At 69.5% G+C, this 21,701-nt stretch carries 27 protein-coding genes; 14 read left to right on the forward strand and 13 right to left on the reverse strand.

Going from position 1 to position 21,701, the window contains the following annotated elements; translation table 11 throughout:
• Positions 1-10: 10 nt before the first annotated feature.
• From ACX9GQ_RS00865 to ACX9GQ_RS00880, 4 genes are all read left to right on the forward strand, one after another.
• Positions 11-1,060 (forward strand): aldo/keto reductase, encoded by a 1,050-nt coding sequence (locus ACX9GQ_RS00865; protein ID WP_459627632.1) that lies wholly within the window; start codon positions 11-13, stop codon positions 1,058-1,060.
• A 117-nt stretch (positions 1,061-1,177) separates the two neighbouring features.
• A complete protein-coding gene (thpR, locus tag ACX9GQ_RS00870) occupies positions 1,178-1,714 on the forward strand; it encodes an RNA 2',3'-cyclic phosphodiesterase (protein WP_459627633.1) in 537 nt (178 codons plus the stop codon).
• A 32-nt stretch (positions 1,715-1,746) separates the two neighbouring features.
• Entirely contained in the window at positions 1,747-2,043 is a 297-nt protein-coding gene (locus ACX9GQ_RS00875; RefSeq protein WP_459627634.1) for a 4a-hydroxytetrahydrobiopterin dehydratase, read from the forward strand.
• Between the two features lie 72 nt (positions 2,044-2,115).
• Complete coding sequence (locus ACX9GQ_RS00880; protein ID WP_459627635.1) at positions 2,116-2,508, forward strand: YkvA family protein; 393 nt, start codon at positions 2,116-2,118, stop codon at positions 2,506-2,508.
• Between the two features lie 3 nt (positions 2,509-2,511).
• On the opposite strand, the gene ACX9GQ_RS00885 is transcribed toward ACX9GQ_RS00880, so the two are convergent.
• Both ACX9GQ_RS00885 and ACX9GQ_RS00890 read right to left on the reverse strand, forming a co-directional pair.
• On the reverse strand, positions 2,512-3,486 hold the full coding sequence (locus ACX9GQ_RS00885; protein WP_459627636.1) for an NADPH:quinone oxidoreductase family protein: 975 nt from the start codon (positions 3,484-3,486) through the stop codon (positions 2,512-2,514).
• 4 nt (positions 3,487-3,490) lie between these two features.
• Positions 3,491-4,069 carry a sigma-70 family RNA polymerase sigma factor gene (locus tag ACX9GQ_RS00890; protein ID WP_459627637.1) on the reverse strand — a complete coding sequence of 193 codons (579 nt, stop codon included), beginning with the start codon at positions 4,067-4,069 and terminating at the stop codon, positions 3,491-3,493.
• 246 nt (positions 4,070-4,315) lie between these two features.
• Here ACX9GQ_RS00890 and ACX9GQ_RS00895 point away from each other — a divergent pair, with 246 nt between their 5' ends.
• From ACX9GQ_RS00895 to ACX9GQ_RS00905, 3 genes are all read left to right on the forward strand, one after another.
• Positions 4,316-4,972, forward strand: a complete 657-nt coding sequence (locus ACX9GQ_RS00895; protein WP_459627638.1) for an invasion associated locus B family protein — start codon at positions 4,316-4,318, stop codon at positions 4,970-4,972.
• Positions 4,973-5,084: 112 nt separating this feature from the next.
• Entirely contained in the window at positions 5,085-6,338 is a 1,254-nt protein-coding gene (gene rlmN, locus ACX9GQ_RS00900) for a dual-specificity RNA methyltransferase RlmN (RefSeq protein WP_459627639.1), read from the forward strand.
• Positions 6,338-6,811: a hypothetical protein gene (locus ACX9GQ_RS00905; RefSeq protein WP_459627640.1), complete on the forward strand. Its 474-nt coding sequence runs from the start codon at positions 6,338-6,340 to the stop codon at positions 6,809-6,811. Before rlmN ends, ACX9GQ_RS00905 begins: the two co-directional genes overlap by 1 nt.
• Before the next feature lie 4 nt (positions 6,812-6,815).
• Here ACX9GQ_RS00905 and ACX9GQ_RS00910 read toward each other — a convergent pair whose 3' ends face one another.
• The 3 genes from ACX9GQ_RS00910 to ACX9GQ_RS00920 form a co-directional block, all read right to left on the reverse strand.
• Positions 6,816-7,610, reverse strand: a complete 795-nt coding sequence (locus ACX9GQ_RS00910; RefSeq protein WP_459627641.1) for an SDR family NAD(P)-dependent oxidoreductase — start codon at positions 7,608-7,610, stop codon at positions 6,816-6,818.
• A gap of 94 nt (positions 7,611-7,704) precedes the next feature.
• Positions 7,705-7,893: a YdcA family protein gene (locus ACX9GQ_RS00915; protein WP_459627642.1), complete on the reverse strand. Its 189-nt coding sequence runs from the start codon at positions 7,891-7,893 to the stop codon at positions 7,705-7,707.
• Between the two features lie 117 nt (positions 7,894-8,010).
• Positions 8,011-9,915 carry a propionyl-CoA synthetase gene (locus ACX9GQ_RS00920; RefSeq protein ID WP_459627643.1) on the reverse strand — a complete coding sequence of 635 codons (1,905 nt, stop codon included), beginning with the start codon at positions 9,913-9,915 and terminating at the stop codon, positions 8,011-8,013.
• A gap of 238 nt (positions 9,916-10,153) precedes the next feature.
• Between ACX9GQ_RS00920 and ACX9GQ_RS00925 the strand changes: the two genes are divergently transcribed.
• Together ACX9GQ_RS00925 and ACX9GQ_RS00930 are read left to right on the forward strand one after the other, a co-directional pair.
• On the forward strand, positions 10,154-10,915 hold the full coding sequence (locus tag ACX9GQ_RS00925) for a sulfite exporter TauE/SafE family protein (protein ID WP_459627644.1): 762 nt from the start codon (positions 10,154-10,156) through the stop codon (positions 10,913-10,915).
• A gap of 90 nt (positions 10,916-11,005) precedes the next feature.
• Positions 11,006-12,634, forward strand: a complete 1,629-nt coding sequence (locus tag ACX9GQ_RS00930; protein WP_459627645.1) for an acyl-CoA synthetase — start codon at positions 11,006-11,008, stop codon at positions 12,632-12,634.
• Positions 12,635-12,727: 93 nt separating this feature from the next.
• Here ACX9GQ_RS00930 and ACX9GQ_RS00935 read toward each other — a convergent pair whose 3' ends face one another.
• A complete protein-coding gene (locus tag ACX9GQ_RS00935) occupies positions 12,728-12,916 on the reverse strand; it encodes a YdcH family protein (RefSeq protein ID WP_459627646.1) in 189 nt (62 codons plus the stop codon).
• Between the two features lie 224 nt (positions 12,917-13,140).
• On the opposite strand from ACX9GQ_RS00935, the gene ACX9GQ_RS00940 reads away from it, so the two are divergent.
• From ACX9GQ_RS00940 to ACX9GQ_RS00960, 5 genes are all read left to right on the forward strand, one after another.
• Positions 13,141-13,359 carry a YdcH family protein gene (locus ACX9GQ_RS00940; protein WP_459627647.1) on the forward strand — a complete coding sequence of 73 codons (219 nt, stop codon included), beginning with the start codon at positions 13,141-13,143 and terminating at the stop codon, positions 13,357-13,359.
• A 103-nt stretch (positions 13,360-13,462) separates the two neighbouring features.
• A complete protein-coding gene (gene purE, locus ACX9GQ_RS00945; RefSeq protein WP_459627648.1) occupies positions 13,463-13,957 on the forward strand; it encodes a 5-(carboxyamino)imidazole ribonucleotide mutase in 495 nt (164 codons plus the stop codon).
• Positions 13,954-15,048 carry a 5-(carboxyamino)imidazole ribonucleotide synthase gene (locus tag ACX9GQ_RS00950; RefSeq protein ID WP_459627649.1) on the forward strand — a complete coding sequence of 365 codons (1,095 nt, stop codon included), beginning with the start codon at positions 13,954-13,956 and terminating at the stop codon, positions 15,046-15,048. The genes purE and ACX9GQ_RS00950 overlap by 4 nt, the downstream gene beginning before the upstream one ends.
• A gap of 156 nt (positions 15,049-15,204) precedes the next feature.
• Positions 15,205-15,441 carry a 30S ribosomal protein S21 gene (gene rpsU / locus ACX9GQ_RS00955; RefSeq protein ID WP_459627650.1) on the forward strand — a complete coding sequence of 79 codons (237 nt, stop codon included), beginning with the start codon at positions 15,205-15,207 and terminating at the stop codon, positions 15,439-15,441.
• A gap of 127 nt (positions 15,442-15,568) precedes the next feature.
• On the forward strand, positions 15,569-16,435 hold the full coding sequence (locus ACX9GQ_RS00960; RefSeq protein ID WP_459627651.1) for a tetratricopeptide repeat protein: 867 nt from the start codon (positions 15,569-15,571) through the stop codon (positions 16,433-16,435).
• A gap of 20 nt (positions 16,436-16,455) precedes the next feature.
• Here the strand turns inward: ACX9GQ_RS00960 and ACX9GQ_RS00965 are convergent, their stop codons facing one another.
• The 7 genes from ACX9GQ_RS00965 to ccmA form a co-directional block, all read right to left on the reverse strand.
• Positions 16,456-16,950, reverse strand: a complete 495-nt coding sequence (locus ACX9GQ_RS00965) for an N-acetyltransferase family protein (protein WP_459627652.1) — start codon at positions 16,948-16,950, stop codon at positions 16,456-16,458.
• Between the two features lie 83 nt (positions 16,951-17,033).
• Positions 17,034-18,437, reverse strand: coding sequence for an NAD(P)(+) transhydrogenase (Re/Si-specific) subunit beta (locus tag ACX9GQ_RS00970; protein ID WP_459627653.1), 1,404 nt, complete (start codon positions 18,435-18,437; stop codon positions 17,034-17,036).
• A 5-nt stretch (positions 18,438-18,442) separates the two neighbouring features.
• Positions 18,443-18,892, reverse strand: a complete 450-nt coding sequence (locus ACX9GQ_RS00975; RefSeq protein ID WP_459627654.1) for a proton-translocating transhydrogenase family protein — start codon at positions 18,890-18,892, stop codon at positions 18,443-18,445.
• Positions 18,893-18,904: 12 nt separating this feature from the next.
• A complete protein-coding gene (locus tag ACX9GQ_RS00980) occupies positions 18,905-20,059 on the reverse strand; it encodes a Re/Si-specific NAD(P)(+) transhydrogenase subunit alpha (RefSeq protein WP_459627655.1) in 1,155 nt (384 codons plus the stop codon).
• An 85-nt stretch (positions 20,060-20,144) separates the two neighbouring features.
• Positions 20,145-20,294 carry an aa3-type cytochrome c oxidase subunit IV gene (locus tag ACX9GQ_RS00985; RefSeq protein WP_459627656.1) on the reverse strand — a complete coding sequence of 50 codons (150 nt, stop codon included), beginning with the start codon at positions 20,292-20,294 and terminating at the stop codon, positions 20,145-20,147.
• Between the two features lie 93 nt (positions 20,295-20,387).
• Complete coding sequence (gene ccmB / locus ACX9GQ_RS00990; protein WP_459627657.1) at positions 20,388-21,059, reverse strand: heme exporter protein CcmB; 672 nt, start codon at positions 21,057-21,059, stop codon at positions 20,388-20,390.
• Positions 21,056-21,661: a heme ABC exporter ATP-binding protein CcmA gene (gene ccmA / locus ACX9GQ_RS00995; RefSeq protein ID WP_459627658.1), complete on the reverse strand. Its 606-nt coding sequence runs from the start codon at positions 21,659-21,661 to the stop codon at positions 21,056-21,058. Before ccmA ends, ccmB begins: the two co-directional genes overlap by 4 nt.
• Positions 21,662-21,701: the final 40 nt, after the last annotated feature.

Here is a 21,701-nt window from a genome sequence, read left to right on the forward strand (position 1 = left end):
GGAGTTTCCGATGAAGTACCGCCCGCTCGGCCGCACCGGCCTCGACGTCAGCATGATCTGCCTCGGCACGATGACCTGGGGCCAGCAGAACACGGAGGCCGAGGGCCACGCGCAGATGGACTATGCCGTCGACCGCGGCGTGAACTTCTTCGACACCGCCGAGCTCTACTCGATCCCGCCGAAGGCGGAGACCCAGGGATCGACGGAGCGGATCATTGGCTCGTGGTTCGCCTCCCGTGGCCGCCGCGACCGGATCGTGCTGGCGTCCAAGGTCATCGGCCGCAGCGCGATGGACTGGTTCCGCGATGCGCGGATCCCGGGCGAGCTCAACCGGGCACAGATGACAGAGGCGCTCGACAAGTCCCTGAAGCGGCTCAGGACGGACTATCTCGACCTCTACCAGCTGCACTGGCCGGACCGTCCCGTGCCGTGGGGCTCCAACCCGACCGTGTTCCGGGAATCCGAGTTCCGCGGCCCGGAGAACCCGATCGAGCAGATTCTCGAGGTGCTCGGCGACTTCGTGAAGGCCGGCAAGGTCCGCCATGTCGGGCTCTCCAACGAGAGCGCCTGGGGCACCATGACCTTCCTGAAGGCTTCGGAGATGCGCGGCCTGCCGCGGGTGGTGTCCGTGCAGAACGCCTACAACCTGCTCAACCGCACCTACGAGGTGGCCATGGCGGAGGTAAGCATGCGCGAGGACGTCGGGCTTCTGGCCTACTCCCCGCTCGCGCAGGGTTACCTGACGGGCAAGTACCTCGACGGCGCCCGCCCGGCCGGGGCACGCACGACGCTGTTCAACCGGGGCCAGCGCTACGAGAAGCCCGGAGCGGAGGAAGCGATCCGCAAGTACGTGGAACTGGCGCGCGAAAGCGGGCTCGATCCGGCGCAGATGGCGCTCGCCTTCGTCAACGGGCGTCCGTTCGTCACCGCCAACATCATCGGCGCCACGTCCATGGCGCAGCTGGAGACGGCGATCGGCTCGATCGACGTGACCCTGCCTGCCGAGGTCGAGGCCCGGATCGACGCCATCCACCAGCTGCACAGCAATCCCTGCCCGTGAGGCGCGCTGGCTGGGTGGGTTGAGAATCGCCTCCTGCCGCCCCATCATCCGGATGTATTCGCGGGGACGGATTCGTTCGGCCCCATCGTCCGGATGTTCGGCGCGCGGGAGGTTCGCATGCCCCGCCTCTTCACCGGTCTAGAGGTCCCCTCCGACGTCTCCGAGATGCTCTCGATGCTGCGTGGCGGCCTCGTGGGCGCGCGATGGGTCGAGGCAGAGGACTACCATGTGACCCTCCGCTTCGTCGGTGACATCGACGATGCCAGCGCCCGTGACCTTTCAGTGATGCTCGGCGCAGTCCGGCGGCCCCCGGTCACGCTGACGATCGGCGGCCTCGACGTGTTCGGGGGCGACAAGCCGCGGGCGCTCGTGGCGCGGATCGCGCAGAACGATCGCCTGTGCGAGCTCCAGGCGGAGCAGGAGAAGCTGGCACGCAGCGTCGGTCTCGCCCCCGAGAAGAGAAAGTTCGTGCCGCACATCACGCTCGCCCGGCTGCGGGACACGTCGCCCTGGCAGGTGGCGGACTTCCTCTCCCATCGCGGCCACTTCCTGCGCCGCAGCTTCACCGCCGACCGGTTCGTGCTGTTCTCCTCCCGTGCCTCCATCGGCGGAGGACCCTATGTGGTGGAAGCGGCCTACCCGCTCGCGTCCTGAGCGGGCCGGGCCGCCGGCGCGGAGGTGAGGACATGGGAAAGAAGCTGATCGGGGCCGAGAGGGAGGCCGTGCTGCACGGCCTGCCGGGTTGGGAGCCCGTCGACGGGCGGGACGCGATCCGGAAGCGGTTCGTGTTCCGTGACTTCAGCGAGGCCTTCGGCTTCATGGCCCGCGTCGCGCTGGTCGCCGAGAAACTCGACCACCATCCCGAGTGGAGCAACGTCTACCGGACCGTGGACGTTGTCCTGACCACCCACGACGCCGGGGGCCTGACCGGTCTCGACGTCGAACTTGCGTCCGCCATGGACCGCATCGCGGGCCTTGGCTGAGGAAACGGGACGCGAGGCCTTGCGCGGCGGCTGCGCGGGGCCATCTCATTCCCGACGAGGAGGGCCGACGGAATGGCCGACGACGTGTTCAGCTCCACCTTCAGCAAGGCCGAGATCGAGGCCATGCGACGCGCCGCGCGCGACGAGGCGACGCTGGGCGAGGGGCTTTTCGGCCTGATGCGCCGCTTCGGAAGCCGGATCCCCTTCGCCGAGGACGCGCTGGCCGCCTGGTACTGTGCGACCGACCCGACCACCGAGCGTCGCGTGAAGCTGATCCTGCTCGGCGCGATTGGCTATTTCGTGCTCCCGGCGGACCTCGTGCCCGACATCCTGCCGCTGATCGGCTTCGGCGACGATGCTGCGGTCATCGCGGCGGCCGTGACGTCCGTCGCCCGGGCGATCAAGCCCGAGCACCGCGAGCGTGCTCGCGGAACGCTGGGCCTCGATCCCGAAGCCACGGCGTGAGGATCAGGGCCTGATCACGACCTTGCCCAGCGCCTTGCGCTCGGCGATCAGCCGGATGCCGTCTCCGGTGCGCTCCAGCGGCAGGACCTCGACAGGCCCGGTTCCAATCGCACCCGCTGCCGCCCAGTCGAAGAGCGTCCTGACGTTCGAGGCGTGGGTCTCGGGTTCCTTCTCGGCGAAGGCGCCCCAGAACACGCCGAGCACGTCGCACCCCTTCAGAAGGACGAGGTTGAGCGGCAGCTTCGGGATTTCGCCCGCGGCGAAGCCGACGACGAGGAAGCGGCCCTTCCAGGCGATCGCCCGGAGCGCGGCCTCGGCGAGCGACCCGCCGACGGGATCGTAGACGACGTCGACGCCCAGCCCGCCGGTCAGCGTCCGCAGGCCGTCCTTGAGGTCGGCCTGCCCGTAGTCGAGGAGGTCGTCCGCCCCATGGGCCTTCGCGACCGCGAGCTTGTCCGCCGACGAGGCGCAGGCGATGACGCGGGCGCCCATCAACCGGCCGATCTCGACGGCCGCGAGGCCGACACCCCCGGCGGCGCCGAGGATGGCGAGCGTCTCGCCCGGCTGCAGGCGGGCACGGTCCTTGAGGGCGTGGAGCGACGTTCCGTAGGTGACCATCAGCCCGGCCGCGACGTCGTCGGACAGCCCATCGGGGATCGGCACGAGCTTGGCGACATCGACGGCGATCTTCTCACGGCAGGCGCCCCAGCCGACATAGGCGGCGACGCGACGGCCGATCCAGGCAGGATCGACGCCGTCTCCCACCGCCATGACCCGGCCAGCGAACTCGGCTGCCGGGGAAAAGGGCAGGTCCGGCTTGAACTGGTACCGGTTCTGGATGATCAGGCTGTCGAAGAAGTTGAGCGCCGCTGCGCTGACGGCGACGACGGCCTGTCCGGGGCCTGCGGACGGTTCCGGCACATCTTCCACGACCAGGCTCTCGGGCGGACCGAACGCCCGGCACAGCACGGCCCTCATGGGATCAGCCGGCCTCGACCACGCCGTCGGCCTCCAGCAGGCGCCGCAGGCGCGTGAAGGCGAGGCGGATGCGGGATTTCACCGTGCCAAGCGGGAGATTGGCGCGCTCCGCGATCTCGCTGTGCGACAAGCCTTCAAAGAAGGCAAGGCGCACCAGCGCCAGTTGCTCCGGCGGCAGACTGTCGAGCGCCAGCCGCAGTCGCTCCTCCCGCTGCTGCAGGTCGATCAGCCGGTCGGCATCCGGATCCTCGCCGACGTCGTGCGTCGGCTCCAGGGGATCGACGAAGTCGAGCCGGTCCCGACGCAGGTGGTCGATGCGGCGGTTGCGGGCGATGCGGTAGAGCCAGGTCGGAACCGACGACTTCGAAGGATCGAACTGGTCCGCCTTGCGCCAGAGCGTGACCATGACCTCCTGCGTCAGTTCCTCGGCGAGGGTCGCCTCGGTGCCGAGCCGTTGGAGATAGGCTGCGATCCTGGGCACGAAATGGTCAAACAGCTGCGCAAAGGCGGCGCGGTCGCGGCGAGCCGCGACAGCATCGACGAGTGCCGCCAGTTCAGCGTGTGACGTCAACCCAGACCCCATCCTGCGCTGCAACTTGAAGGTGCGGCGCGGCTGCTGGCCGGAACGCGCCCGAAAGACCGGGTCAACCACCGGTCCAATATATGTTGGCACTTTTTGTCGCGCTGCGAAACAACCGCCTGCCGCGCGCCGAAAGCTTTCCTGAAATGTGAACGGGATGACCCGAACTCAAGGTGCCGGATGGCGTGCCTCGCGCGTCGCGCTAACATGCACTCCATGATTCGGACGCCGCTCCCTCTTCGTGTCGCCATGCTCTCGGCCCTCGCGGCCGTGGCCGTCGCGTCCCCCGTGGCCGCTCAGACCACGCCGCCGAAGCCCGCCGCCCCTGCTGCGCCGAAGCCCGCGACGGCAGCGCCCAAGCCGGCGACGCCCGCCAAGCCAGCGACGCCGGCCAAGCCGGCTGCCAGTGCGGCGAAGCCCGCCCCCGCAAAGGCGGCCGAAACGGCTGCCCCCGGCGGCGGCAAGCCCATCGAACTCGCCAAGTTCAATGATTGGGGCGCCTACGCGTCGGAAACGCCGAAGGGCAAGGTCTGCTACGTGCTGGCCCAGCCCTTCGAGCGGCTGCCGAAGAGCCTCAACCGCGACCCGGGGTACCTCTTCGTCTCGAGCCGCCCCGCCGAAGGCGTCCGCAACGAGGTCAGCGTCGTGCTCGGCTTCCCCGCCAAGGAGGGCAGCGACGGCTCTGCCGCCATCGGGAACACCAGCTTCGCTCTGGTGACGAAGGGCGCGGCGGCGTGGATCAAGAATGCCGCCGAGGATGCCGCCTTCGTCGAAGCCCTGCGGCGCGGGCAGAACCAGACGCTTCAGGTCAAGGCCGTCTCCCGCAAGGGCAACGAGTCGACCGACCGCTATCGGCTGAATGGGTTCGCCGCCGCGCTGGACCGCGTGCGCAAGGAATGCCCCTGAGGCCTCCGTCGGGGCCCACGGTCGCGCGGGACGTTCCGTGCCATAGGATTGCCCGGGATAATGTGGTAAGGCCGCGCCACCTGCGGCATTGCCGCCCGATCTCGCGACCGTCATGACCCTGAAGCCCGCCGAGGGTGCCGCGCCGCCCGCGCCCCGCCCCTTCGTTCCCGCCGCCCCGCCCCTCGCCCGTCCCTCGCTGGTCGGGCTCACGCGCGACCAGCTCGGCGAGGCGCTCGCGTCCGTCGGCGTCCCGGCGCGCGACCTGCGCATGCGGGTCGGCCAGCTCTGGCACTGGATCTACTTCCGCGGTGCGACCTCTTTCGACGTGATGACGAACGTCAGCAAGGGCCTGCGGGCCTCGCTCGACGCCGCGTTCACGCTCGACCGGCCGACGATCGTCTCCGAACAGGTCTCGGTGGACGGCACGCGGAAGTGGCTGCTCCGGATGCCCTCCACCGGTCCCGCCGACCGTGGCGCCGAGATCGAGGCGGTCTACATCCCCGAGAGCGATCGCGGCACGCTGTGCGTGTCCTCTCAGGTCGGTTGCACGCTGACCTGCACGTTCTGCCATACGGGCACGCAGCGCCTCGTGCGCAACCTGACCGCCGCTGAGATCGTGGCGCAGGTGATGGTGGCGCGTGACCGCCTCGGCGACTGGCCGGGCGCCTCGCGGCCGACCGACGGGCTGGTGCCGGATGCCGAGCGCGCGGTGTCGAACATCGTCCTCATGGGCATGGGCGAGCCGCTCTACAACTTCGAGAACGTGCGGGATGCCGTGGCGGTGGTGTCGGACGGGGAGGGCCTCTCCCTCTCGCGGCGCCGCATCACGCTCTCGACGTCGGGCGTCGTTCCGATGATCCCGCGGGCGGGCGAGGAGATCGGCACCATGCTGGCGATCTCGCTGCATGCCGTGCGCGACGATCTGCGCAACGAGCTCGTGCCCCTCAACAAGAAGTATCCGATCCGCGACCTGCTCGATGCCTGCCGCGCCTATCCCGGCTTGTCGAATGCGCGGCGCATCACCTTCGAATACGTGATGCTGAAGGACGTGAACGACAGCCTCGCCGACGCGCGCGAGCTGGTGCGCCTGCTCAAGGGCATCCCGGCGAAGATCAACCTGATCCCCTTCAATCCCTGGCCCGGCACGAAGTACGCCTGCTCGGACTGGGAGCAGATCGAAGCGTTCTCGGAGGTGGTGTTCCGGGCCGGATACGCGTCCCCCGTGCGCACGCCGCGCGGCCGGGACATCCTCGCCGCCTGCGGTCAGCTGAAGAGCGAGACGGAGAAGCTGCGGGCCCGGGCGCGGCTGATGATGGAAAGCGGCATCGGGGCCGAGGGGCTCTTCGTCGGCGCGGGCGACGACTGATGCGCCGGATCCTCGTCGTCATCGTCGGACTGATCCTCGCGTGGTCCGCGGGCACGCTGTTCCTCTCGATCGGCGGGCTGATGGTCCCGGCGACGCGTGAACTCGCGGCCGACCTCACCCTTGGCAGCATCCTCACTGCGCTTGCATCGATGGCGGCCTCCGACTCGCCGGACCGCGTGTGGATGGCGGTCGCCGTCGCGTTCTGGACGCTGACGGCGGCGCTGCTGCTGCTGCCGCCCTTCATCGCGGCGGTTGTCGGCGAGGTGGCGGGTGCCCGCTCCTTCGTCTGGTATGCCGGCCTCTCCGGTCTGCTCACCGCGGCGACGGCGTGGATCGGCCATACGCGTGGCGTGGGCCCCGACCCCACCGAGACGAAGCTGCTGGCCCTGCTGTTCCTGACCGGCGCGGTCTCGGGTCTCGTCTACTGGATGGTGGCTGGCCGCGGCGCCGGACGCGACCCCGAGGCGGCCTGACCCGTCACAGGTTCTCCGGCACCGGCACCACGTAGTTCAGTGCCATGCGCCCGCCGTCGGCCACCACCGTCTCGCCGGTGACGTAGCTCGCGTCGTCCGAGGCGAGGAACGCCGCGATGGCCGCGATCTCGGACGGCTGGCCGAAGCGGAGCAGCGGCGTGCGCGACAGCAGGGTGCGGCGCATGGCGTCGTCCGTCGCCACCTTGGCGAGGATGTCGGTGGCGATGGAACCCGGGCCGATGGCGTTGACGCGGATGCCCCACTGGGCGAGCGAGATCGCCATGACGCGCGTGAGCTGTGCGAGCCCGCCCTTCGACACGCAGTAGGCAGTCTGGGTGGCGATCGTCACCTGCGCGTTCACCGACGACATGTTGACGATGGTGCCCGGTGCGCGCCCCGCCTCGACCTGCTTCACCATCACGCGCGCCGCCTTCTGCCCGAACAGGAAGGCACCCCGCAGGTTCACGCTCAGCACCCTGTCGAAGTCCGCCGGCGCGAGGTCCAGGAAGGATGCGCCATGGACGATACCGGCGTTGTTGACCGCGATGTCGATGCCGCCATGGGCTGCCAGTGCCGCCTCCACGAAGGCGGTCACGTCCTCCTCGCGGGTCACGTCGCAGCGGATGAAGCTCGCGTTGCGCCCGGCGTCGCGCAGCGCGGCGGCGGCCGCCTCGCCACGCACGGCATCCACGTCGGAGAGAACGACGGTGGCGCCCTCCGACGCGAACCGCTCCGCCACGGCCAGCCCGATCCCCTGCGCCGAACCCGTGATCAGCGCCACCTTGTCCTTGAACCGCATGCCCGGCCCCCATGTCTCGCGATGCGGCGACATTAGGGGGAGGGGTGGGCGGCCTCAAGGCGCCGACGGCGCATGGTCGGGCTGCGCCCGGCGGTCAACCGGTACACATCTTCTTCGACGAACTTTTCGAGCCGTCCTTGCAGACGAACTTGCCGCCCTCGCAGCGTTCGACCCCGCCCTTCTTCCCCGAGCAGGGCTGGCGCGTCGCCGCGGCGGCCGGCGCAATCAGGCTCGCCGCGAGGCCGAACGCGGCTGCGGCGAGCACCACCTTGTGGACCCTCATCGTCTCCTCCCTCGTCAGGACGGACACGACTTCAGCACGAGGGAGGCAGCGCCGAAACGAACCAGCGCTTGCATTTTTCCGGTCGCCGCGGCGCGACGTTTCAACCGCGAGTCTGCCTCAGGAAATGCCCTTGTGCTGCAGCGCCGCGGCGATCTCGTCGAGGACGCCGGGATCGTCGATCGTCGCGGGCATCGACCACGTGTCACCGTCCGCGATCTTCTTCATCGTGCCGCGCAGGATCTTGCCTGAGCGGGTCTTGGGCAGGCGGTTCACCGTGATGGCGATCTTGAACGCTGCCACGGGACCGATCTTGTCGCGCACCAGCTGGACGATCTCCTTCTCGATCTCCAGCGGCGAGCGCGAAACCCCGCTCTTGAGCACCACGAAGCCGCAGGGCTGCTCGCCCTTCAGCGAGTCCTTGATGCCGATCACCGCGCACTCGGCGACATCGGGGTGGGAGGCGAGAACCTCCTCCATGCCGCCCGTCGAGAGGCGGTGGCCGGCGACGTTGATGATGTCGTCGGTGCGCCCCATGATGAAGAGGTAGCCGTCCTCGTCCATGAAGCCGGCGTCGGACGTGTTGTAGAAGCCGGGGAAGGTGGAGAGGTAGCTCTCCCTGAACCGGTCGTCGGCCTGCCACAGCGTCGGCAGGCAGCCGGGCGGCAGCGGCAGCTTCACGACGATCGAGCCCATCTGGTTGGCCGCGACCGGCTTGCCGCCCTCGTCGACGATCTGCACGTCGTAGCCAGGCATGGCGACGGTCGGGGAGCCGTGCTTCACCGGCAGGGCGCCGAGGCCGAGCGGGTTGCCGGCGATGGCCCAGCCGGTCTCCGTCTGCCACCAGTGGTCGATCACCGGCACGCCGAGGATGCGCTCCGCCCACTGCACGGTGTCGGGATCGGCGCGCTCGCCGGCGAGGAACAGGGCGCGGAAGCAGCCCATGTCGTAGCGCTTCAGGTGCTCCGCGTTGGGATCCTCCTTCTTGATCGCGCGGAAAGCGGTCGGCGCGGTGAAGAGGGTGCGGATGCCGTACTCGGAGATCATGCGCCAGAAGGCGCCGGGATCGGGGGTGCCGACCGGCTTCCCCTCGTAGACGACGGTGGTCCCGCCGACGAGCAGCGGCGCGTAGACGATGTAGCTGTGGCCGACGACCCAGCCGACGTCGGAGGCGGCCCAGAACACTTCGCCCGGCCCGCTGCCGTAGAGGTTCGTCATCGACCAGGCGAGCGACACCATGTGCCCGCCATTGTCGCGCACCACGCCCTTGGGCTTGCCGGTCGTGCCGGAGGTGTAGAGCACGTAGAGCGGGTCCGTCGCGGCGACGGGCACGCAGTCGGCGGCCTTGCCGCTCTCCTTCGCGGTGCCAACCGCGTCCGCCCAGTCGACGTCGCGGCCGGGCGTCATCGCGGCCTGCGCCTGCGGGCGCTGCAGCAGCAGGACGTGGGCGGGCGGGGCCGAGGAGAGGGAGATGGCTTCGTCGAGCAGCGGCTTGTAGGCGACGACCCTGTTCGGCTCGATGCCGCAGGAGGCGGCGAGCACGAGCCTGGGCTTCGCGTCCTCGATTCGGGTGGCCAGTTCCTTCGCGGCGAAGCCGCCGAAGACGACGGAATGAATGGCGCCGATGCGGGCGCAGGCGAGCATCGCGACCAGCGCCTCCGGGATCATCGGCATGTAGACGATGACGCGGTCGCCCTTCGTCACGCCGAGGTCCTGGATGACGGCGGCGAGCGCGGCGACCTCGCGCTGCAGTTCCGCGTAGGTGACCTTGCGCTTCGTGCCCGTGACGGGGCTGTCGTAGATGATGGCGGCCTGGTCGCCGCGCGTGGCCACGTGCCGGTCGACCGCGTTCCAGCAGGTGTTGCAGACGGCGCCGGGGAACCAGCGTCCGTAGACCCCCGCCTGCGGATCGAACACCTTGTCCGCCGGCCGGATCCAGTCGATGGCCTTGGCGGCCTCGCCCCAGAACGCGACCGGGTCGGCCTTCCAGCTGGCGTAGGTGTCGTGGTAGCGGCTCGTCGTCATGGGACGGTCTCCCTTCGTCCGGCGCGCCGGATTGTCGGGGGCGCCCCCCGGCGCTTGTTGAGCCGGTGCGTAGCATCCGGCGCTGCCGCCGTCAGGAGAGACTTTGGGTGCAGGCAGGGCGCAGGGCAGGGCTGCAGGCGCGAGGAACGGCTTGCACTTTCGGCGGGGGCGGCGTCATGGTCCGGCCGACGCAGCCTTCGTCACCCCACCTGCCGCCCCGGATTCCCGTCTTCCCGCGATGCCCGATCCGCTGATCCTCGCAGCCACCGCCGTCGCGGTGATCCTGATGGGCTTCGCCAAGGGCGGCTTCTCGGGCCTCGGGCTCCTCGCGCTGATCCTCCTCTCGCTGGTCATGTCGCCGCTGCAGGCGGCGGCGCTGATGCTGCCCATCATGGTGGTGCAGGACCTCGTCAGCGTCTGGTCCTATCGCAAGGCCTTCGAGCGGAACCTCGTGCTGGTGATGCTGGCCGGCTCCGTCGTCGGCATCGGCGTCGGGTGGTTCATCGCCTCCTGGGTGAGCGAGAACGCCGTGCGCGTGCTCGTGGGGCTCATCGCCATCGCCTTCGTCGGCGTGTACTGGAAGCGGCAGGCGCTCGTCGCCGCGGCGGCCGTGCCGCGGCAGGCGACGACGGGGGGCAGCCTCTTCTGGGGGGCGCTCGCCGGATACACGAGCTTCGTCGCCCATGCGGGCGGGCCGCCGTTCCAGGTGCACGTCATGCCGCTGCGGCTGTCGCCCGAGCGCTATGCCGGCACGAACACGATGTTCTTCGCCGTCACCAACATGATCAAGGTGATCCCCTACGTGGCGCTGGGGCAGATCACGCGCGAGAGCGTGACGCTGTCGGCGATGATGTTTCCCCTCGCCATCGCCGCCACGCTGGCCGGCGTGTGGGTGATCCGCCGCATCAACGCGGCGCGCTTCTACACCATCATCTACGCGCTCACCCTGTTCGTCGGGCTGAAGCTGCTGTGGGACGGCCTCCGGGGGCTGATGGCCTAGACGAAGGGGGTGTCGCGGGCGGTCTCTTGCCCATTGACCCTCCCGATGCGGCCTGAATAGGGTCTCGCGCACGATCCGGAGGAGCGAGACATGGCGACCACGGCCTACGATACCGACCTCGACCGCAACCCCGCGAACTACCAGCCGCTGACGCCGCTGACGTTCCTCGAGCGCGCGGCGCAGGTGTATCCGGACCGCGTCGCCATCATCCACGGTGACCTGCGCCGCACCTACCGGGAGTTCCACGAGCGCTCGAAGCGCCTCGCCTCGGCGCTGGCGCGGCTCGGCATCGGCCGGGGAGACACGGTGGCGGTGATGCTCGCCAACACGCCCGCCATGCTGGAGTGCCACTACGGCGTGCCGATGACGGGCGGCGTGCTCAACACGCTCAACACCCGCCTCGATCCGGCGATCATTGCCTTCTCGCTCGACCACGGCGAGGCGAAGGTGCTCATCACCGACCGCGAGTTCTCCAGGATCATCAAGCCCGCCCTGGAGCAGTGCAAGGTGAAGCCGGTCGTGATCGACTACGACGACCCGGAGTTCAAGGGCGACGGCGTGCGGCTCGGCACGCTCGACTACGAGGATGTCGTGGCCTCGGGAGATCCCGGCTATGCCCGCTCCGCTCCGGGCGACGAGTGGGACGCCATCTCGCTGAACTACACGTCCGGCACGACGGGCAACCCGAAGGGCGTCGTCTATCATCACCGCGGCGCCTACCTGCTGGCACAGGGCAATGTCGTGACCTGCGGCATGGGCAAGCATCCCGTCTACCTGTGGACGCTGCCCATGTTCCACTGCAATGGCTGGTGCTTCCCATGGTCCATCTCGGTGGTGGCGGGGACGCATGTGTGCCTGCGGCAGGTGCGGGCGCCTGCGATGTACGACGCCATCGCCACCCACAAGGTGACGCACCTGTGCGGCGCGCCGATCGTCATGTCGACGCTGCTCAACGCCCCCGATGCCGAGAAGAAGCCGCTGCCGCACGTGGTCGAGTTCTTCACGGCCGCGGCGCCACCGCCGGAGGCGGTGCTGGCGGCGATGAAGGCCGCTGGCTTCAACGTGACGCATCTCTACGGCCTGACCGAGACCTACGGGCCGGCGGTCGTGAACGACTGGCATGCCGAATGGGACGCGCTGGAACCGGCCGCCCAGGCCGCCAAGAAGGCCCGGCAGGGCGTCCGCTACCTCGCGCTCGAGGCGCTGGACATCATTGACCCCTCGACCATGCAGCCCGTGCCGGCCGACGGCACGACGATGGGCGAGGCCATGTTCCGCGGCAACGTGGTGATGAAGGGCTACCTGAAGAACGCCAAGGCGACGCAGGAGGCCTTCGCCGGCGGCTGGTTCCACTCCGGCGACCTCGGCGTGAAGCACCCCGACGGCTACATCCAGCTCAAGGACCGCTCCAAGGACATCATCATCTCGGGCGGCGAGAACATCTCCTCGATCGAGGTCGAGGACGCGCTGTTCAAGCATCCCGCCGTGCAGGCAGCGGCGGTGGTGGCGCGCCCGGACGAGAAGTGGGGCGAGACGCCGTGCGCCTTCGTCGAGTTGAAGCCGGGGAAAACGGCCACGGAGGAGGAACTCGTTGCGTGGTGCCGGCAGAACCTCGCCGGATACAAGTGCCCGCGCACGATCGTGTTCACCGAGCTGCCGAAGACCTCCACCGGCAAGATCCAGAAGTTCCGGCTGCGCGAGATGGCAAAGGCGCTCTGACGGGGCTCACGGGTCCCCGAATCAAGACCGCCGCGAACCTCACAAGGTCCGCGGCGGCGACAATGACTTGTCCCCGAAAGCGAGATCCGTAGATCAGTGCAACGTCGGCTTGGGGGTCGCCTGACGGATCCGTTCGATCTCGTCTTTCAACTGCAACTTACGCCGCTTCAACTCTACCAATCTGAGGTCGTCGCTCGACGGATGGAGGAGTTCCTGTTCGATCTCCTTTTCGAGCGCCTGATGCCGCCTCTCGAGTTCGGCAAGGTGGGACTGCAAGGCCATTGCGAAACCTCCCAGTGCTCTTCGCAACAATAGAGTGACACATCCCCGCCCCGGCGGAAATCCAAAACCGGGCGCACGGCAAAAATTGGGTCACCAACCAAAATCGATGTCGGGGGCCCTTTGCTTGTGCACTGCACGCTGCGCGCGCCGCTTGCTGAGGGCGGGAGCCGCGGCCATAGTGATTTCCGCCCTTCGGGGCCGTGCAGGCTTGATTCACGAGTGCCATGGCGAACGACACCGGCGACCGGAGCGACGAGGCCCTCATTGCGGAACTCGCCCGGTTGCGACAGGAGCACCGGGATCTCGACGCGGCCATCAACGCGCTCGAGGGCATTTCCGCCAAGGACCAGTTGCAGATCCAGCGGCTCAAGAAGCGCAAGCTCTACCTCAAGGACCGCATCATCGCGCTGTCCGACCAGGTGACGCCCGACATCATCGCGTGAGGCCGGAGCGCGGGCGCCGCCGGGCCTTGCGCAGCCCGGCCCGCAGCCGATACAAGGCGCGCTTTCCGGATCCGGCGCGTGCCGGGGGAGCCAGCGGGGTGCCATGAGCAGCAGCCGTCCCGTCGCGATCATCATGGGCAGCCAGTCCGACTGGGCGACCATGAAGCACGCCGCCGACACGCTCGGCCGGCTCGAGGTCGGCTTCGACGCCAGGATCGTCTCGGCGCACCGGACCCCCGAGCGTCTCTTCGCCTTTGCGAAGGGCGCCAAGGCCGCCGGCTACAGCGTCATCATCGCCGGCGCTGGCGGGGCCGCGCACCTGCCCGGCATGGCGGCATCGCTGACCAGCCTGCCGGTTCTCGGGGTCCCCGTGGAGTCGAAGGCGCTGTCGGGGCAGGACAGCCTGCTCTCCATCGTCCAGATGCCGGCGGGCATCCCGGTCGGCACGCTCGCGATCGGACGGGCCGGCGCCGTGAACGCGGCGCTGCTCGCCGCGTCGATCCTGGCGCTGAACGACCAGGCCCTCGCGGCGCGGCTCGATGCATGGCGCGCGGCGCAGACCGCCGCCGTTGCCGACGAGCCGGTCGACACGCCATGACCACGCCGTCCGTCGGGATGCTGCAGCCGGGCGACGTCATCGGCATCCTCGGCGGCGGCCAGCTTGCCCGGATGATGGCGCTCGCCGCCGCGCCGCTGGGGCTCGACTGCCACATCCTGGCGCCGGAGGAGGACAGCCCGGCCTTCCCTGTCGCCGCTGCCCGGACCGTGGCACGCTACGACGACGAGGCCGCGCTTGCCGCCTTCGCCGCGGCGGTGAAGGTCGTGACCTACGAGTTCGAGAACGTGCCGGCGGACACGGCGGCCTTCCTCGCGGCGCGCGTGCCGGTCCTTCCCGGTCCGCGGGCGCTGGCGACGACGCAGGACCGTCTCGTGGAGAAGAGCTTCGTCAACGACATCGGCCTGCCGACCCCGGCCTTCCGCGCGGTGGATTCGCTCGCCGACCTCCACGCAGCCGTGGCGGCGCTGGGACGACCGAGCGTGCTGAAGACGCGCCGCTTCGGCTACGACGGCAAGGGGCAGGTCATAATCCGCCCGGAAACCGACCTCTCGGAGGCCTGGGATACGGTTGGTCGCAATCCGTGCGTGCTGGAGGCGTTCGTCCCCTTCGCGCTGGAGGCCTCGGTCGTCGTCGCGCGAGGCGCGGACGGCGTGGTCACGCCGTTCGACGTCTGCGAGAACGAGCACCGGCACCACATCCTCGCCATGACCCGCGTGCCCGCATCGCTGTCGCCGGCGACGGAGCATGCCTGCAAGGAGCATGCGGCCCGCATCGCGGTGGCGCTCGACTATGTCGGCGTGCTGGCCGTGGAGTTCTTCGTGCTGCGCGACGCCGCCGGCGAGCGCGTGCTGGTCAACGAGATCGCGCCGCGGGTGCACAATTCCGGCCACTGGACGATCGAGGGCGCGGAGACGTCCCAGTTCGAGCAGCACATGCGCGCGGTCGCGGGCTGGCCTCTCGGGTCCGTCCGTCGACTCGGGCGGGTGGAGATGGAGAACCTCGTCGGCGACGAGGCCCTGCGCTGGCGCGAGATCGCCGAGACGCCGGGCGCCCACCTGCATCTCTATGGCAAGCGCGAGGCTCGCAAAGGCCGCAAGATGGGGCACGTCACGCGCGTGTTCCCGGCCTGAGAGAGGCGCGCGGACAGGGCCGCCCGTGGACATCAGGGCCTGTTTCTGCTAACCGACTCGTCCGATTTGCCGGGGGTTTGCGCCCGCGGCGAGGCTCAGCATGTTCACCGCAGTCTCGAGTGTCCGTGTCCAACTGGGAAAATCGGGAAACGACGCGTGCAGGTTCTCGTTCGTGACAACAACGTCGACCAGGCCCTGAAGGCTCTCAAGAAGAAGATGCAGCGCGAGGGCATCCTCCGGGAAATGAAGCTGAGGGATCACTTCGAGAAGCCCTCCGAGAAGAAGACGCGCGAGAAGGCCGAGGCGGTGCGCCGGGCGCGCAAGCTGGCTCGTAAGGCGGCCCAGCGCGAAGGCCTCCTCCCGGCTCCGCCCTCCCGGATGGGGGCGCGCTGACACCGGTGCAGGCACGCCGCCTGTACCACATGGATCCAAAGCGGCGCCCCGACCGCAATGGTCGCTGGGCGCCTCGCCTTTTCTCCCCGGGGGTCGCACGATCCTCGGTCACGTCAGGGATTGCAGCATGCACGCGACCTTCTCCCCCTTCGCGGCCGTCCGCCGGCCGGCGCTGATCCTCGCCGCCCTCGCGGGTGTCGCCGTTCTGGCGGGCTGCGAGACGGTGACGCGCGCGGGGAACTGCGGCGGGATCGCCGAGTGCGTCGACGACAAGAACGGCGTGCAGCAGATCAACATCCAGTCGCTGACGGATGTCATCAAGGCGAACCCGAATGACCCGGGCCCCTACAACACCCGCGGCGCCGCCTATGCGCGCATCGGCCGTTACCAGGACGCCATCGCCGACTTCACCAAGGCGATCGAGCTCAACCCGGGCTATGCCGCCGCCTACACCAACCGCGCCCTGGCGCTGCGCCAGACGGGCCGCAACGACGCGGCGATGACGGACTTCAACCGCGCGATCCAGGCCGACCCGAACTATGGGCCGGCCTATCTCGGCCGGGCGAACCTGTCGCGCGCACAGAACGATTTCAACGCGGCCTTCGCCGATCTGTCGCAGGCCATCCGGCTGAGTCCGGAGTCGGCGCAGCCCCACCACGCGCGCGGCCTGATCTACCAGCGGCAGGGCCAGCACCCGCAGGCGATCAACGACTTCGACGCGGCGATCGACCGCGATCCGTTCGCCGCGGCGCCCTACCTGGCGCGGGGCCAGAGCCTCGTCGCCGTGGGCAAGCTCGACCAGGCCATCGAGGACTTCAACGCGGGCCTGAACGTCGACAACCGCGACGCCAACGGCTGGGCCGGCCTCGGCCTCGCCTGGGAGAAGAAGGGCGACCGCGCCAAGGCGCAGGAGAACTACCAGCGCGCCTTGTCCATCGATCCGAACAACCAGGCCGCGCGGGCTGGTATCCAGCGGGTCGGCGGCCGGGCCTGACCGGCCTGCGCCCGGTCAGCCTAGAAGCGCTTGACCAGTTCGATCGACTGCCGTCGGAAGCCGACATCCTCGTAGAGGCGCAGGGAGGGATCGTTCCCCACCAGCGCATGGATGTGCATGGCCGCGAGCCCGGCGGCCCGTGTGCGTTTCTCGGCTTCGGCGAGCAGCAGGCGCCCGATGCCGCGGCTGCGCGCCCGCTCCGCCACCACGAGGTCGGCGACGAGCCCGTGGGGGCGCAGGTCCGGGCGCAGGAAGGTCTCGGCGCTGTCGAAGCAGAGCACCAGCACGCCGGCCACACCGGACGCGTCCGTGGCGACGAGGATCGCCCCGCCATGCCCGGTGATCCAGGCCTCGTCCTCCGCGAGGCAGGCCCATCCGGCCTCCTCAGCCACGAAGCGGTCACCGGCGATGCGGTCCTCGTGGCGGTTCAGGGCGAGCAGAAGCGCGGCGACGGCGGGGCGGTCGTCCACCGTCATGTCGCGGATGAGGATGTCGGCGGCGCGTGCCTCGCCCATCTCGGCGTCCCGTGCGTCGGGGCAAAAGAAAACGGCCGGCATGGTGACCGGCCGTCATGACGTTCACACGAAGGTGAGGGCCCTCAGTGGGCCATCGCCTTGTTGATGTCCTCGACCATCTTCTTGGCGTCGGCAAAGAGCATGAGCGTGTTGTCCTTGAAGAACAGCTCGTTCTCGACGCCCGCGTAGCCGGAGCCCATGCCGCGCTTGATGAAGAGCACGGTCTTGGCCTTCTCCACGTCGAGGATCGGCATGCCGAAGATCGGCGAGGCCGGGTCCGTCTTGGCAGCCGGGTTGGTCACGTCGTTGGCGCCGATGACGAAGGCCACGTCCGCCTGCGCGAACTCCGAGTTGATGTCCTCGAGCTCGAACACCTCGTCGTAGGGCACGTTGGCCTCGGCGAGCAGGACGTTCATGTGCCCGGGCATGCGGCCCGCGACCGGGTGGATGGCGTACTTCACCTCCACCCCTTCCTTCTTCAGGTTGTCGGCCATCTCGCGCAGCGCGTGCTGCGCCTGGGCGACCGCCATGCCGTAGCCGGGGACGATGATCACCTTCGACGCGTTCTTCATCATGAAGGCGGCGTCGTCGGCGGAGCCCTGCTTCACCGGCCGCGTCTCCTTCACGCCGGACCCGGCCGCGGCCGTCTCGCCGCCGAAGCCGCCGAGGATGACGGAGATGAAGGAGCGGTTCATCCCCTTGCACATGATGTAGGAGAGGATCGCGCCCGAGGAGCCGACCAGCGCGCCCGTGATGATCAGCGCAAGGTTGCCCAGGGTGAAGCCGATGCCCGCGGCCGCCCAGCCCGAGTAGGAGTTGAGCATCGACACCACGACCGGCATGTCCGCGCCGCCGATCGGGATGATGATCAGCACGCCGAGCACGAAGCTGACGATGACGATCAGCCAGAAGGCGGTGTGGCTCTCGGTCATGACGAGCGCGACGATCAGCACGGCCAGCAGGATGGCGAGGCCGATGTTGATGGCGTGGCGCTGCGGCAGCATGATCGGCTTGCCGCTCATGCGCCCGTCGAGCTTGAGGAAGGCGATGACCGAGCCGGTGAAGGTGATCGCGCCGATGGCGACGCCCAGCGCCATCTCGACGAGGTTCGCCTTCGGGATCGTGCCAACCTTGCCGAGGCCGAAGGCGGCCGGGGCATACAGCGCCGCCGCCGCGACCATCACTGCGGCGAGGCCGACCAGCGAATGGAAGAAGGCGACGAGCTGCGGCATCGCCGTCATCGGGATGCGCTTTGCCACGACGGCGCCGGCGCCGCCGCCGATGCCGAGGCCGGCAATCAGCAGCAGCCAGCCCATCACGCCGCTGGGCGGCGACAGGACGAGCGTTGTCACCATGGCGATGGCCATGCCGACCATGCCGAAGAGGTTGCCCTGGCGGCTGGTCGCGGGCGACGAGAGCCCGCGCAGCGCCATGATGAAGAGGACGCCCGCGACGAGGTAGAGGAGGGCTGCGACGTTCGCGCTCATCCCTGTCAGCCCTTCTTCTTGTACATCGCCAGCATGCGCTGGGTGACGAGGAACCCGCCGAAGATGTTCACGCTGGCGAGGATCAGCGCCACGAAGCCGAGGAGGCGCGCCCAGATCGGGCCGTCGTCACCGATCTGCCCGGCGTCGACGCCGACGGCGAGCAGGGCGCCGACCACGATGACCGACGAGATCGCGTTGGTGACCGACATCAGCGGCGTGTGCAGGGCCGGCGTGACCGACCAGACCACGTAGTAGCCGACGAAGACCGCCAGCACGAAGATGGCGAGGCGGAACACGAAGGGATCGATCGCCCCGCCGGTCGCGGCATGGGCGGCGGCGCCGAGGGCGCCGGCCAGCTGGTCGGCATTGGCCTGCGCGGCGTTGGCGGCCTCCTGGGCCAGCCGGGCGGCGGCCTGCGCCTTCTCGAGCAGCTGCTGCGGTGTCTCGTTGGCCATTCAAGCCTCCCGTCAGGCCGCCGGCTCGGCGACTTTGGGCTGGAAGTTGGGGTGCACGACCGCGCCGTCGCGGGTCAGGTTCGTCGCCTTGACGAGTTCGTCGTCCCATTTCACGGCGATGGCCTTGGCAGCCTTGTCGACCATGGTCTCGAGGAAGGCGAAGAGGTTCTTGGCGTAAAGCGCGGACGCCGTCGCCGCGAGGCGGCCGGGAACGTTGAGGTGTCCGACGATCTTGACGCCGTTCGGCGTGGTGACGATCTCGCCGGGCTTGGCCAGCGCCACGTTGCCGCCCCGCTCGACGGCGAGGTCGACGATGACCGAGCCCGGCTTCATCGAGGCCACCATCTCCTCGGTGATGAGCTTCGGCGCGGGGCGCCCGGGGATCAGCGCCGTCGTGACGACGATGTCCTGCTTGGCGATGTGCGAGGCGACCAGCGCGGCCTGCTTGGCCTGGTACTCCTTCGACATCTCCTTGGCGTAGCCGCCGGCCGTCTCGGCCTGCTTGAACTCCTCGTCCTCCACCGCGATGAACTTGGCGCCGAGCGACTCCACCTGCTCCTTGGCGGCGGGGCGCACGTCGGTCGCGGTGACGACGCCACCGAGGCGGCGGGCCGTGGCGATGGCCTGGAGGCCGGCGACGCCGGCGCCCATGACGAAAATCTTCGCGGCCGGCACCGTTCCGGCGGCGGTCATCATCATCGGCAGGCCGCGGCCGAATTCGGCTGCGGCGTCGATGACGGCGCGGTAGCCGGCGAGGTTGGCCTGCGAGGAGAGCACGTCCATGACCTGGGCGCGGGTGATGCGCGGCATCAGCTCCATGGCGAACGCAGAAACCTTGGCATCCGCCAGCGCCTTCAGCGCTGCGTCATTGCCGTAGGGGTCCATGATGCCGATCACGAGGGCGCCGGGCTTGATCTGCCCGATTTCCTTCGTGCCCGGCCGCCGGACCTTCAGAACCACGTCGGCGTCAGCCAGCGTCGCCTTGGCGTCCTTCGCGATGGTCGCCCCGGCCGCCTCGAACTCGGCGTCGGTGATGCCGGACGTCAGCCCCGCGCCGCTCTGCACGACGACGGTGGCGCCGAGGGCGCCGAGCTTCTTCACGGTCTCGGGCGTCGCGGCGACGCGGGTCTCCTGACCCTCGGTCTCGGTGGGCACGGCGATGCGCATGGGCGGCTCTCCGCTGGGCGCGCCGACCACGGGCGCGCTGGGCACCCGCGCACCCCGAGGGGCGCCGGGCGAGGGGTCGCTTGGGTCAGACGAGGAAGATCGCCATGAGGACGAGGATGGTGGCCACGGTGATCGTGCCCCACTTCGTCATCGTGGTGAAGGCGGCATACGTGCGCTCGTGCTCGGCATAGTCCATGGCCGGGTGGCCGCCGTGCGACGCGTCGTGATGTGCCATTTCCTCAACTCCCTGCAGTCACGTGTTGACCCGGTCGGGCTTTAGCGCAAGCACACTTAGGGCGCAACGGAAACCCTTTCCAGACCAGCGCTTTCAGGCCGCCCCGGCCCGGATGGCGGCAGCGGCGCCGAAGGCCGCGAGCACCAGCGAGAACAGCGACAGACCCGACAGGATCAGGAGGGGGGTCGCCAGCGGAATGGTGCCGCCGATGGCGGCGTTGGCGGTCGAGACGCCGAAGATGAGCACCGGGACCATAAGGGGCAGCACGAGGACGGACAGCACCAGCCCGCCGCGCCTCAGGCTGGAGGTGAGGGCGGCGCCGATGGCGCCGATCAGCGTCAACCCGGGCGTTCCGAGGAGGAGGGACACCGTCACCCCCCACAGCGCAGCCGGCGACAGGGCGAGGAGCAGGCCGAACAGCGGCGCGGCGAGGACGAGCGGGAGCCCGGTCAGCAGCCAGTGGGCGGCGGCCTTGACGACCACCACCAGTTCGAGCGGGGCCTCGCCCATGACGATGAGGTCCATGGAGCCGTCCTCGACGTCGGCCTGGAACAGCCGGTCGAGCCCCAGGAGCGTGGCCAGCGCCGCCGCGATCCAGAGGATGGCCGGGCCGATCCGCGAGAGGAGGTTGAGGTCCGGCCCGATGGCGAAAGGGACGACGGTGACCAGCATCAGGAAGAAGACGAGACCCATGATCCCGCCGCCGCCGATGCGCAGGGCGAGCCTGAGTTCCCGGAGGAAGAGCGCGGTGAGGGCGGACGTCATCGCGTCTCTCCCACCGCGAGCCGCTGCGACGTGCGGAAGCCCAGCGGCATGTGGGTCGCGGCGATGGCGAGGCCGCCGGCGTCGAGGTGTTCGTCGACGATGCGGTCGAACAGGCCCTGCGAGGCCACGTCGAGGGCCGAGGTCGGCTCGTCGAGCAGCCATAGCGGCCGCCAGCTGACGAGGAGCCGGGCGAGGGCGAGGCGACGGCGCTGGCCGGCGGAGAGGTAGGAACAGGGCAGGTCGCGGGCGTGGGACAGGCCCATGCGCTCCAGCGCGGCGTCGGGGGTGAGGCGGGCGCGACCCAGCAGGCCCTGCCAGAAGACGAGCGTCTCGTGTGGCGTGAGGGCCGGCTTCAGCGCGTCGCGGTGGCCGAGATAGTGGGCGCTTTCGGGGACCGTCCGCTCGCCGTCGGCCGGTTCCAGCCGGACCGAGCCGCCGGCGGCCTCGAGGAGGCCGGCGAGGATCAGCAGGAGGCTCGACTTCCCCGCGCCGTTACGGCCCGTCAGGACGAGCGACTCACCCTGCGCCACGGCGAACGAGAGACCGGAGAAGATCGGCCGCCCGGACCGCACGCAGGCCAGATCGGCGGCAATGAGACGCATGTGGCGGCGACGGGACCGGTACAGGACGACTTTTGTCCGT

The organism is Alsobacter sp. R-9 (genome assembly GCF_054612375.1).